Genomic DNA, 12,480 nt, shown 5'->3' on the forward strand with positions numbered 1-12,480 from the left:
GGTGTACGTCCGGCACCTGTCCCTCGGCAGCTTCCGCAGCTACGAGACCGCGGAGCTGCCGCTGGGACCGGGTGTCACGACCTTCGAGGGCCTGAACGGCCAGGGCAAGACCAACCTGGTCGAGGCCATCGGCTACCTCGCGACGCTGGGCTCGCACCGGGTCGCGCAGGACGCGCCCCTCGTGCGTCATGGCGCCGAGGAGGCGATCGTGCGCGGCGTGGTCGTGCGGGACGGCCGCGAGACGCTGATCGAGCTCGAGATCACCCCCGGCCGGGCCAACCGGGCCAAGCTCAACCGCTCCCCCGTGACCCGCACCCGGGAGGTGCTGGGGTCGCTGCGGACGGTGCTCTTCGCCCCCGAGGACCTCGCCCTGGTCAAGGGGGACCCCTCCGAGCGCCGGCGCTTCCTCGACGACCTGCTCGTCCAGCGCCAACCCCGCTGGGCCGGGGTCCGCGCCGACTACGACAAGGTCGTCAAGCAGCGCAACGCCCTGCTCAAGTCCGCCGCACCGGTCCTGCGCAAGGGCTCGCGCCGGCGATCGGCATACGACCAAGCACCGGTGGAGGACTCCCGTGCGAGCGCCCTGCACACCCTGGACGTGTGGGACCAGCACCTCGCGCAGGTCGGGTCGAGCCTGCTCTATGCCCGGCTGCGCCTGCTGCGCGACCTCGGCCCCTATCTGGCGCAGGCCTATGACGAGGTGAGCGCGGGACAGTCCGACGCACGGGTCACCTATCGCTCGTCCCTGCACGAGGAGGCGGCCGCTCGCCTCGCCGAGGGCGAGGTGCCCGAGATCCCCGAGCTCGCCGAGCTGATCGTGGACTCGCTGGCCCGGGTCCGGGACCAGGAGGTCGAGCGCGGGATCACGCTGGTCGGGCCGCACCGCGACGACCTCGTCCTGGGGCTCGGAGACCTGCCGGCCAAGGGCTACGCCTCCCACGGCGAGTCCTGGTCCTTCGCGCTCGGGCTGAGGCTCGCGGCCTTCCAGCTGCTCCGCACGGACCTGCGCGAGGACCCGGTCCTGATCCTCGACGACGTCTTCGCCGAGCTCGACGCCGGACGACGCTCGCGGCTCGCCGGTCTCGTGGCGGACTGCGAGCAGGTGCTCATCACCGCGGCAGTCGGTGACGACATCCCGTCCGAGCTCGGCGAGAGTGCGCGGTTCCACGTGAAACGCGGGGAGGTGAACCCCGTTGAGCAGCCAGCCTCCTGACCAGCCGTATGACGGGGCCCCGCCCGACGACGCCGCGGGCCGTGCGGCCGAGCGGGACGATCACGCCGACGAGCCGGACCCCCGCCTGGACCCGGACGCGGCCAGAACGGCAGCGTCCGCCGCGCTGCTGCGGGCCCGGACGGTGGCCAAGGGCAAGGGCCTGCGCCCCGGCTCGATGGCCAAGCGACGTCGCCGTCCGTCGGAGGTGATGCTGAGCGGCTCGGCCGCCGAGGTCGACGGACGAGACCCGCTCCTGCTCGGGGACACCCTCGAGCGCCTGGTGGCCGGCCGGGGCTGGCAGTCGGACGTCAAGGTCGGGTCGGTGATGGGGCGCTGGCCGCAGGTCGTGGGGTCCGACGTGGCGGAGCACAGCGAGCCGGTGACCTTCGACGAGGGGGTGCTGACGGTGCGGGCGTCGTCGACGGCGTGGGCCACCCAGCTGCGGCTCATGGCGTCGACGATCCTCGGGCGGTTGTCGGCCGAGGTGGGCGAGGGGGTCGTGGAGGAGCTGCGGGTCGTCGGGCCGAGCGCCCCGCGGTGGGGGCACGGGCGCCGACGCGCCACGGACGGGCGGGGCCCGCGGGACACCTACGGCTGAGCCACTGACCTCAGGGGGCGGTCGAGTAGGTCGCGACGACGACGTCCATGACCTTCTTGACCGTGGCGGCGTCGGCCGCGCCGATCGCGATCACGTCCTGCTGGCCCTGGCTGGTGACCGCGAGCTGGGAGCCGTGCAGGACGGTGCCGTCGACGGTGGCGTGGTAGTCGCCGCGCACGCCCGGCCCCACCGCGGTCTGCGGCTTGCTCTGGGCGTCGAGGGTGCCGGTCTCGCCGCGGGTGCCGGAGGTGAGCTGGTCGCCGTCCTCGAAGGTTCCCCCGCCGATGGCGCGGATCAGCAGGTTGGGCGCCGTCTCCCCGGTGTTGGGCCCCACCGCGATCGCGAACGCCCCGGACGACACGAGACTCGTGAGCTCCGTCTCGGTGTAGCCGAGGTCCGCCGCGGCCTTGGCGTAGGCAGGCGTCCCCTTCTGGTCGCGCAGGGTGGCGACGTCCAGGGCCTTCCAGGTCGTGGGGATGGCGAGGCGGGTGCCGAGCGCGGGCACCGTCAACCACTGGTGACCCTTGGGGAGGGCGACGGCTGCGGCGGGGGTGCTGGCGGTGCTGGCGGTGCTCGTCGCGCCGCTCGACGTCCCTGACCCCGACGCCGAGGCGGATGCGGAACTGGGAGAGGCGGTGGTGGAGGCGGTGGTGGAGGTCGTCGCGGCGCCGGAGCCGCCCGAGCAGGCGGTCACCAGGGCGATCGAGGAGGCGAGGGCTGCGAGGGCGAGACGACGATCCATGCCTTCACGGTAGACGACTAGTCAGACGACAGGACAGACGACAGGATGCGTCACCCGTGCTTGCGCACGTGCTCCGACCCCGCGACGAGCAGGCCCTGCAGTGGCAGCCGGCCGTAGGCGATGGCCTGCAGCTTGGCCGGCTTGCGCCGCCAGTTCCACGCCATCTGCACGTTGGCCGGGAACACCGCGACGAACAGCGCCGTCGCCGCCGCGCCACCCAGCCGGCGGGTCTGCGGCACCGCCAGCAGCGCCGCGGTGGCGAGCTCCGCCACGCCGGAGCCGTAGGTGTACCACCGAGCCGGCCCGGGCAGCGCCGGCGGCACGATCGAGTCGAAGGGGCGCGGCTTGCGGAAGTGCTGGACCCCCGCGACGGTCAGCAGGCCGACCAGGGCGAGCGTCGTTCGGGGGGCGTGGGAGGCGGCGTCGGGCGTCATACGGCAGACCCTAGGTCCTCGCCCGAGGTCTCAGGAGCCCTGGGCGGGGGCAAGTCACGAGAATGACCTTCCTCGACACTCTCGGCGTCACCGGCAGCGACCCCTCGGCCACGGACCGTCCCGGTGACGACGCCGGGCTGCGCGTCACGCCCACCGACGAGCACAGCAACGTCAACGGCGGCGTGCACGGCGGGCTGCTCGGCACCCTCCTCGACTCCGTCATGGGCGACGCCGTTCGCTCCGACCTGCCCGACGGCAAGAGCGCCGTGACCGTCTCGCTCACCGTGACCTTCCTCTCCGGGGCCAAGGTCGGCGAGGAGCTGCTCGCCAGCGCCGAGGTCCGCAAGCAGGGAGGATCGCTCGTCATGGTCGAGGGCGACGTGGTCCGCGCCGAGGACGACAAGGCCATCGCCCACGGCGTCGCCACGTTCTCGGTGATCGACGTGACCGACGGGGACTGACGCGCGGGATGATGGTGGCGATGAGCTCTCCCAGCCTGCGCCGCCACACGCGCACGATCCTGCGCCTCAACCCCTCACCGCCGCGATGGCCGGTCGCGGTCAAGGCCGCCGTGGCCATGGCGGTGCCCCTGTCCGTCGGGCAGCTGGCCGGGCACCTGTCCCTCGGTCTCGTGGCGAGCCTCGGGGTCTTCACCATCCTGTATGGCGCCACCGCGCCCGGCCGCTTCCGGGCCCGGGTCATGGCGCTGGCCGCCCTCGGCCTGACCGGGGCGGTGGCGCTGGGGGCGATGACGGCGGGCCACCCCGTCGTGACGGTCGCGGTGCTCGTGGTGGTGGCGATGGTCGCGGCGTTCGTGTGCGTGGCGCTCAAGGTCGGGCCACCCGGCTCCTACTTCTTCGTCCTGGTGCTGGGCGTGGGCAATCTCGCGGTCACCCACGGCGCGGCTCCCTGGAGCGTGGTGGCGCTGACCTTCGCCGGAGCGGTGTCGGCGTGGGTGATCGGCATGGCGGACCTGCTCGTGGCGCCGCACCGGGCCGAGCAGCGGGCGACCGAGGCGGCGGAGGGCGCCATACGGGCGTTTGCCGCCGGTGTCCCCCAGGACCCGGCTGACCCGGCCCCAGAGCCCGGCAAGGACGACGACGGCGACCTCGAGGCGCTGCGAGCGAGCGCCTCGGGCGCGCTGCACCGGGCCTGGACCGCCGTCACCGACGGTGGTCGGCCCCCACGGCTGGTGGAGCGCCTGGAGCGCGCCCAGCTCACCTATGCCGCCGCGAGCGCACGCCTGGCCGGGGCCCGGCTGGGCGTCGAGCCCCGACCGTGGGGATCGGTGGACGACGAGGCCGCCGATCACGACGTCCGGAGCGGCGAGCAGGAGCCACTCGTCGATGCGGCCGTCGACGCCGAGCAGCTGCGCGACACCGCCCTCGGTCGACCCGGTGCGGGCTACCTGCTGCGGGAGGCGGCGCGATGGCCGTCAGAGGTGCTGCTCATGGTGCTGCGCGTGGGTCTGGCCACCACGTTCGCCGGTCTGGTCGCGCACGTCCTGCACCAGGGCCACGTCTACTGGGCCGTCTGCTTCGCCGCGCTGGTCCTGCACCAGGGCGGCACCCGCGAGGTCCAGACCGTCCGCGGCGTGCATCGCACCCTCGGGACGCTGGTCGGGCTCCTGATCTTTGCGGGGCTGCTGGCGCTGGACCCGCAGGGCTGGTGGCTGGTGGTCGTCGTGGCCGGCATGCAGCTGGTCGTGGAGCTGCTCATCACGCGCAACTACGCGCTCGCCGTGGTCGTGATCACCCCGCTCGCCCTCACCATCGGTATGGCGTCCGCCCCGGGCGAGCCCGTGTCCTCGGTGGTGGCGGACCGCCTGGTCGACACGCTCGTCGGCGTGGCGTGCGCCCTGCTCGTGCTCTGGGCGACGGGTCGACGGGCGCCGGAGGTCGTGCTGCGAGCGCACGCCCGGCGGGTCGTCGTCGCGACCGAGCGCGTCATGGTGGACCTCGCCGCCGGCGCCCTCGAGACGCGGGACGCGCTGGACCACAGACGCAACCTCTACTACGAGCTGCTCGAGTCCGACGTCGTCGCCCGACGAGCGCTGGCCGACAGCCGCGACGCCGTCGGTCCCTATCACCGGATGGAGCGCTCGCTGGCCGCGCTCGGCTATCTCGTGCTCGGGGCGTGCTGGCACCCGGACATCCGCCGGGCGCACGCGGCCTTCGACCGGGCGCGGGGCCCGCTGGAGCGGATCATGGCCGACCCCGTCACCACGCCGCGCCCCGCCGAGGCCATCGAGCGCGACGTGCGTGAGGTCGAGGAGCTCGTGCTGAGCCTCCGCTGACGCCCCCCTGCCCCCACCCTCTCCCGCCCCGGCTCGCGCCATTGGTCACCAATGACGCTCCACGGGGATATGTGAACGATCCAAAGGATCATTGGTGACCAATGGCGGGCAGGGTGACGTGGGATCCGGGTGCCGTCGCTGACCAAGGCGAGGCGAGGCGAGAGCCGTGGGCGGGGCGGAGATGGCGGCCCACAGGGGCCTCTCGCGACCCCGTCCGTGAGGGGGACCATGCAGATGGCGCAAAATTTCCGCCGACATGGCTTCCAGGGCCTCAGGAGGCGTGTTTTACCTCCCGCGACCGATAGACTGACGGACGGTCAGCCAAGGTGGCGACCGGTGTCCGGCCTCATCACGGCACGCGCATGACGCGGCCGAGGGCGTGACCCTTCCCCGCATCGACGGGGCAGGGTCGTGCGGGAGGTTCCCGGCATACGCGCGATCGTTTGTGAGGAGCACTGTGGCCGACGTCGAGGAGCCCACCGGTCCCGAGGCCGTCGAGAAGCTCGCCGAGGACCTCGCCCAGCAGGCGCCGGCCCCCAGCGGCGACTACGACGCCAGCTCGATCCAGGTGCTGGAGGGGCTCGAGGCCGTCCGCAAGCGCCCGGGCATGTACATCGGGTCCACCGGTGAGCGCGGTCTGCACCACCTCGTGTGGGAGATCGTGGACAACGCCGTGGACGAGGCGATGGCGGGGTTCGCCGACCGCGTCGACGTGACCCTGCTCGCCGACGGAGGGGTGCGCGTCGTCGACAACGGGCGCGGCATCCCCACCGGCAAGAACGAGCAGTACGGCATGAGCACCGTCGAGCTCGTCCTCACCCAGCTGCACGCCGGCGGCAAGTTCGGCGGCGGTGGCTACAAGGTGTCCGGCGGTCTGCACGGCGTGGGCTCGTCGGTGGTCAACGCCCTGTCCACCCGGCTGGTCGCCGAGGTCCACCAGCTGGGCCACGCCTGGCGCGTCGAGTTCGACCACGGCGAGCCCGTCGCCCCCCTGGCCAAGGAGGAGGCGTCGGACCGCAACGGCACGACCATCACCTTCTGGGCCGACGACAAGATCTTCGAGACGACGACCTACGACTTCGAGACGATCCGGGCCCGCTTCCAGCAGATGGCCTTCCTCAACAAGGGCCTGACCATCGTGCTCACCGACGAGCGCCCCCAGGCGCAGGCCGACGCCGACGCGGACCTCGAGGCCGAGGAGATGGGCGCGGTCGACAGCGTCGAGACCGAGGCCGGCGAGGGCGCCGACGAGGGCGCGCAGGAGGAGGTCGCCAAGGACGGGGCCGGCAAGGCCGAGGGTCGCTCGGTCACCTACCGCTACGACAACGGCCTGCTCGACTACGTCAAGCACCTCAACACGTCCAAGCGTGCCGACGTCGTGCACGACGACATCATCGACTTCGAGCTCGAGGACCAGGGCAAGTCCCTGTCCGTCGAGATCGCCATGCAGTGGACCAACGCCTACTCCGAGTCGGTCCACACCTACGCCAACACCATCAACACCCACGAGGGCGGCACCCACGAGGAGGGCTTCCGAGCCGCGCTGACCCGCATGATCAACGACTTCGCGCGCAAGCAGAACCTCCTCAAGGACAAGGACGAGAACCTCACCGGCGACGACATCCGCGAGGGCCTCACCGCCGTCATCTCGGTCAAGCTCGGCGAGCCGCAGTTCGAGGGCCAGACCAAGACCAAGCTCGGCAACTCCGAGGTCAAGGGCTTCGTGCAGGGCGCGATGACCGACCGGTTCGGCGACTGGCTCGAGCGGCACCCCACCGAGGGTCGCGAGATCGTCCGCAAGGCCGTGCAGGCGTCCGCAGCGCGCATCGCCGCCCGCAAGGCCCGCGAGGCGACCCGCCGCAAGGGGCTCATGGAGTCCGGCGGCCTGCCCGGCAAGCTCAAGGACTGCCAGTCCAAGGACCCCTCGGTCTCCGAGGTCTACATCGTCGAGGGTGACTCCGCCGGCGGCTCCGCCGTCCAGGGCCGCAACCCCTTCAACCAGGCGATCCTCCCGATCCGCGGCAAGATCCTGAATGTCGAGAAGGCCCGCATCGACAAGGTCCTCGCCAACCAGGAGGTCCAGGCCCTCATCTCCGGCTTCGGCACCGGCGTCGGTGAGGACTTCGACATCACCCGGGCGCGCTACCACAAGATCGTGCTCATGGCCGACGCCGACGTCGACGGCATGCACATCCGCACGCTGCTGCTGACGCTGCTGTTCCGCTTCATGCGCCCGCTGATCGAGGCCGGCTACGTCTACCTCGCCCAGCCCCCGCTCTACCGCCTCAAGTGGTCCAACCGCGAGCACGAGTTCGCGTTCAGCGACCGCCAGCGCGACGAGATGGTCGCCGCCGGTCAGGCCAACGGTGGCCGGCTCCCCAAGGACGCCCCCATCCAGCGCTACAAGGGCCTCGGCGAGATGAACTACCAGGAGCTGTGGGAGACCACGATGGACCCCGACCACCGGGTGCTCCTGCAGGTCACCCTCGACGACGCGGCCGCCGCGGACGAGATCTTCTCCGTGCTGATGGGCGAGGACGTCGAGTCGCGGCGGTCGTTCATCCAGCGCAACGCGCGGGACGTGCGGTTCCTCGATGCGTGATCTCGCGCAGGACGACGGTGGAGCTTCACTGCTGGGCGGCGGGCCTACCATCCGCCGCTCGTTCCTCGCGGCTCCCGCCAAGCCCTCCACGGCCCGCCGCCCAGCCGTTCCGCTCCGGGCCGGTCTCCCTGCGGCTCGTGACCACCAGCACCCTTCTTGCACCTTCGCCCGACGAGAGGCCGTTGACGCATGAGTGAGCAGACTCCTCCTACTGTTGATCGGGTCGAGCCGGTCGACCTGAACTCCGAGATGCAGCGCAGCTACATCGAGTACGCCATGAGCGTCATCGTCAGCCGCGCGCTCCCGGACGTGCGGGACGGGCTCAAGCCCGTGCACCGTCGCATCGTCTACGGCATGTATGACGGGGGTTACCGCCCCGACCGGGGCTACAACAAGTGCTCCCGCGTCGTCGGTGACGTCATGGGTCACTACCACCCGCACGGCGACTCGGCGATCTACGACGCCATCGTGCGGCTGGTGCAGCCGTGGTCGCTGCGCTACCCGCTGATCGACGGGCAGGGCAACTTCGGGTCGCCGGGCAACGACGGCGCGGCCGCGCCGCGATACACCGAGTGCCGCATGATGCCGCTCGCCATGGAGATGGTGCGCGACATCCACGAGGAGACCGTCGACTTCAAGGACAACTACGACGGCAAGACCCGCGAGCCCGAGGTCCTGCCGGCGCGGTTCCCCAACCTGCTGGTCAACGGCTCGTCGGGCATCGCGGTCGGCATGGCCACCCAGATCCCGCCGCACAACCTGCGCGAGGTCGCGAGCGCGGTGGAGTGGCTGCTCGAGCACCCCGAGGCGTCTCGCGAGGACCTGCTCGAGGCGTGCATGCAGCGCATCAAGGGCCCGGACTTCCCCACGGGCGCGCTGATCCTGGGCCGTCGCGGCATCGAGGACGCCTACCGCACGGGTCGCGGGTCGGTCGTCATGCGGGCGGTCGTCAACGTCGAGGAGATCCAGGGCCGGCAGTGCCTGGTCGTCACGGAGCTCCCGTACCAGGTCAACCCGGACGCGCTGGCGCTCAAGATCGCCGAGCTCGCCAAGGAGGGCCGCCTGCAGGGCATCGCCGACATCCGTGACGAGACGTCCGGCCGCACCGGCCAGCGCCTCGTGATCGTGCTCAAGCGCGATGCCGTGGCCAAGGTCGTGCTCAACAACCTCTACAAGCACACGCAGCTGCAGCAGTCCTTCGGCGCCAACATGCTGGCGCTGGTCGACGGGGTGCCGCGCACGCTGCCGGTCGGCGCGTTCATCCGCTACTGGGTGGAGCACCAGGTCGAGGTCATCGTGCGCCGCACGAAGTACCGCCTGCGCAAGGCCGAGGAGCGCATCCACATCCTGCGCGGCCTGCTCAAGGCCCTCGACGCCCTCGACGAGGTCATCGCCCTGATCCGCGCCTCGCGCACGGTCGAGGTGGCGCGTGACGGGCTGATCGACCTGCTGGAGATCGACGAGATCCAGGCGATGGCGATCCTCGACATGCAGCTGCGTCGCCTCGCCGCCCTCGAGCGGCAGAAGATCATCGACGAGCACAACGAGCTCCAGGCCAAGATCGACGACTTCAACGACATCCTGGCCAAGCCCGAGCGGCAGCGGCAGATCATCAAGGACGAGCTCGGCGAGCTGGTCGACAAGTATGGCGACGCCCGCCGCACCGAGATCGTCCCCTACGACGGCGACATGTCCATGGAGGACCTGATCCCCGAGGAGGACGTGGTCGTCACCATCACGCGTGGCGGCTACGCCAAGCGCACCGTCACCCGTGAGTACCGCTCGCAGCACCGCGGTGGCAAGGGTGTGCGTGGCGCCTCGCTGCGGGGTGACGACATCGTGGAGCACTTCTTCACGACGACGACGCACCACTGGTTGCTGTTCTTCACCAACCTCGGTCGCGTCTACCGGGCCAAGGCCTACGAGCTGCCGGAGGGCTCGCGCGAGTCCAAGGGTCAGCACGTCGCCAACCTCATGGCCTTCCAGCCGGGGGAGAAGATCGCGCAGGTCCTGGCGATCCAGGACTACATCAACGTCCCCTACCTGGTCCTCGCGACCCGCAACGGCCTGGTCAAGAAGTCCCGCCTGGACGACTACGACTCCAACCGCTCCGGCGGCCTCATCGCGATCAACCTGCGCGACGGGGACGAGCTCGTGGGCGCCTCCCTGGCGTCGGCGGCTGACGACCTGCTGCTCGTGTCGGTCAAGGGTCAGTCGGTGCGGTTCACGGCGACCGACGACACGCTGCGGCCGATGGGTCGCTCGACCTCGGGCGTGACGGGCATGAAGTTCCGCGACGGCGACTCGCTGCTGGCGATGAACGTCATCGAGGACGGCACCGACCCGGACGTCTTCGTGGTGTTCGAGAACGGCCTGGCCAAGCGGACGCTCTCGTCGGAGTACCCCGTCAAGGGCCGCGCGACGCTCGGGGTGCTCGTGGCCAAGGCCTCCGACCGTGGCGGCGACCTCGTCGGCGCGCTGGTCGTGTCGCCGGAGGACGAGGTCATGCTCGTCATGGAGAAGGGCCGGATCGTGCGCTCCCGCGTGGACGAGGTCCGCTACACCGGGCGCAACACGCAGGGCGTGACCTTTGCCAACCCCGGCAAGAACGACGCCATCGTGGCCGTGGCCCGCAACGTCGAGCGCGCCGCGGAGGAGGAGCTCGAGGACGCGGGCGAGTCCGCCCCCGGGGGTGGTGACGACGCCGGTATGCCGGGCGCCGGCGCCTCGGACGGCACCGACACGGGCGCCGGCGACGGCGCTGCGAGCACGACGGAGCCGTCCGCAGGCACTAGCGTGGCCGGGGAGAGCGACGAGACGGACGTGTCCGGCGACGCGACCACAGCCGAGGACCCGCAGGAGGACGACCAGTGAGCAGCTCGAGCAGCTCGGCATCCGACCGCACCCAGGCGATGGACGCCGTGAACGACACGGCGGTGCGCGAGCCCGTCCGCACCACGTCGGGCGGTTCCGTCCCGGCGGCGGGCTCGGGCACGGGCAGCGGCCGGCAGGCCAAGCTCCGCGTGCAGCGGGTCGACCCGCTGTCGGTGCTCAAGCTGGCGTTCCTGCTGTCGGTGGCCGCGGGCATCGCGGGGGTCGTGCTGATCGCCGTGCTGTGGATGATCCTCAACGGCATGGGCGTCTTCTCGTCGATCAACGAGATGGTGCTCGGGCTCCTGCCGCAGGGCAAGGAGTTCGACCTCATGGACTACGTCGGCTTCAGCCGCGTGCTGTCCCTGTCGATCGTCATCGCGTTCATCAACATCCTGCTGCTGACGGCGCTGGCCACCCTGGCGGCGTTCCTCTACAACATCTGCGCCGGCCTGGTCGGCGGCGTGCGTCAGACGCTGACCGACGACTGACGAGCCGCGAGCCTGGCAGACGGCCGCCCGTTTTGGCCGCAGCACCGGGCATGCGGTAGCGTTACTCCTCGCGTCGAGCACCTTGTCAAGGGGTCCTCGAGGCGGGTGCGGGCCTATAGCTCAGACGGTTAGAGCGCTTCCCTGATAAGGAAGAGGTCACAGGTTCAAGTCCTGTTAGGCCCACCACGTGAGGAGCCACCAGTCCCCGAGACGGTGGCTCCTTTCGTCGTCCGAGCATGATCGCCAGGCACCGCCGCCGGCCCGCCCCGCCTGTCCGCCGCCCCGGATCGTCACGGTGGCTAGGCTGGAGCCCCCGACCCAGGAGGTAGTCATGCGCAAGATCATCGCCGGTCTGCTCGCCGTCGGCGCCGCCGTCGCCCTCACCGAGCGCGAGCGTCGCCGTCGGGCCGAGGACGAGCTGTGGGCCGAGGCCACCAAGCCGGTATAGTCGGCCGAGCGCCTCGCGGCGCATCCGGGGCCTTGGCGCAATTGGTAGCGCACCTGCTTTGCAAGCAGGGGGTTAGGGGTTCGAGTCCCCTAGGCTCCACCCCACGCACAAGGCTCGAACCCTTGCCAACGGAAACGTTGGTGGAGGTTCGGGCCTTGTGTGCGTCTGCGGCCCAGGTCAGAGCGTTGGCGTTGACCTGCGGATCGAGGAGCATTTCGAAGGGCCGGTTGTGCTCGACGCGCAGCTCGTTGTCCTCGTCGATGTAGACCTTCGTGAAGAACGCCTGGTTGCATAGCCGCCGGTTGGTGTCGTCGCAGCGGGCGTAGATGTCGGCGCAGTTGGCGAGCAGTCCGAGGGCGTCGTCGAGGTGGGCGCGGGCGTCGGCGTAGTCGCCGAAGTGGGCGTCGATACGTCGGGTCACCTTGTCGAGTTCGGCGACGATTCGGTCCTGCTCGCGCTTGAGCACGGTCAGTGAACCGCCCCGGGTTTGGTGGAGGGTTCTGACCTCTTCAGGGAGGCTGGAGTTATGCCCGCACCGAGGAAGTACAGCGATGAGCTGCGTGAGCGCGCCGTGCGCATGGTCGAGGAGACGTTGAAGGAGAGTCCTGGGTTGGCGCACAAGCGTGCCTGCACGCAGGTGGGTGACCAGCTGGGGATTCCGGGGGCGACGCTGCGGAACTGGTTCCGCAGCGGGGTCGCCGGGTCCCGCTCGCCTCAGGCGGTGGTCGTCACCGACGACCCGGTGGCCCGGATCGCTGAGCTGGAGAAGGAGAACCGGGAGCTGC

Annotated in this window: 11 protein-coding genes and 2 tRNA genes; 11 read left to right on the forward strand and 2 right to left on the reverse strand. The window is 70.9% G+C overall.

Annotation, left to right across the window (positions count from 1 at the left end):
- The first annotated feature begins 1 nt into the window (after position 1).
- Both recF and K313_RS0114380 read left to right on the forward strand, forming a co-directional pair.
- Entirely contained in the window at positions 2-1,213 is a 1,212-nt protein-coding gene (recF, locus tag K313_RS0114375) for a DNA replication/repair protein RecF (protein ID WP_029212193.1), read from the forward strand.
- Complete coding sequence (locus K313_RS0114380) at positions 1,194-1,811, forward strand: DciA family protein (protein ID WP_019285986.1); 618 nt, start codon at positions 1,194-1,196, stop codon at positions 1,809-1,811. Before recF ends, K313_RS0114380 begins: the two co-directional genes overlap by 20 nt.
- A gap of 10 nt (positions 1,812-1,821) precedes the next feature.
- Here K313_RS0114380 and K313_RS0114385 read toward each other — a convergent pair whose 3' ends face one another.
- Together K313_RS0114385 and K313_RS0114390 are read right to left on the reverse strand one after the other, a co-directional pair.
- Positions 1,822-2,553 (reverse strand): hypothetical protein, encoded by a 732-nt coding sequence (locus tag K313_RS0114385; protein WP_029212194.1) that lies wholly within the window; start codon positions 2,551-2,553, stop codon positions 1,822-1,824.
- 50 nt (positions 2,554-2,603) lie between these two features.
- Positions 2,604-2,987, reverse strand: a complete 384-nt coding sequence (locus tag K313_RS0114390; protein ID WP_029212195.1) for a DoxX family protein — start codon at positions 2,985-2,987, stop codon at positions 2,604-2,606.
- Between the two features lie 62 nt (positions 2,988-3,049).
- Between K313_RS0114390 and K313_RS0114395 the strand changes: the two genes are divergently transcribed.
- The 9 genes from K313_RS0114395 to K313_RS23640 form a co-directional block, all read left to right on the forward strand.
- Positions 3,050-3,448, forward strand: coding sequence for a PaaI family thioesterase (locus K313_RS0114395; RefSeq protein ID WP_019285983.1), 399 nt, complete (start codon positions 3,050-3,052; stop codon positions 3,446-3,448).
- A 20-nt stretch (positions 3,449-3,468) separates the two neighbouring features.
- The gene (locus K313_RS22535; protein ID WP_156911410.1) at positions 3,469-5,283 is read left to right on the forward strand and encodes an FUSC family protein; all 1,815 of its coding nucleotides are present in this window, start codon (positions 3,469-3,471) and stop codon (positions 5,281-5,283) included.
- A 457-nt stretch (positions 5,284-5,740) separates the two neighbouring features.
- Entirely contained in the window at positions 5,741-7,885 is a 2,145-nt protein-coding gene (gene gyrB, locus K313_RS0114405) for a DNA topoisomerase (ATP-hydrolyzing) subunit B (RefSeq protein WP_029212196.1), read from the forward strand.
- A 189-nt stretch (positions 7,886-8,074) separates the two neighbouring features.
- The gene (gyrA, locus tag K313_RS0114410) at positions 8,075-10,759 is read left to right on the forward strand and encodes a DNA gyrase subunit A (RefSeq protein WP_029212197.1); all 2,685 of its coding nucleotides are present in this window, start codon (positions 8,075-8,077) and stop codon (positions 10,757-10,759) included.
- A complete protein-coding gene (locus K313_RS21280; protein WP_029212198.1) occupies positions 10,756-11,247 on the forward strand; it encodes a DUF3566 domain-containing protein in 492 nt (163 codons plus the stop codon). Before gyrA ends, K313_RS21280 begins: the two co-directional genes overlap by 4 nt.
- A 109-nt stretch (positions 11,248-11,356) precedes the next feature.
- Positions 11,357-11,433: transfer RNA gene (locus tag K313_RS0114420), tRNA-Ile, on the forward strand.
- 145 nt (positions 11,434-11,578) lie between these two features.
- A complete protein-coding gene (locus K313_RS24570) occupies positions 11,579-11,695 on the forward strand; it encodes a DLW-39 family protein (protein ID WP_230082589.1) in 117 nt (38 codons plus the stop codon).
- 26 nt (positions 11,696-11,721) lie between these two features.
- A tRNA-Ala gene (locus K313_RS0114430) sits at positions 11,722-11,794 on the forward strand.
- A gap of 427 nt (positions 11,795-12,221) precedes the next feature.
- A partial coding sequence (locus K313_RS23640) for a transposase (protein WP_029212199.1) occupies positions 12,222-12,480 on the forward strand: 259 nt, incomplete at its 3' end.

This window comes from Arsenicicoccus bolidensis DSM 15745 (assembly GCF_000426385.1).
Taxonomy (GTDB): Bacteria; Actinomycetota; Actinomycetes; order Actinomycetales; family Dermatophilaceae; genus Arsenicicoccus; species Arsenicicoccus bolidensis.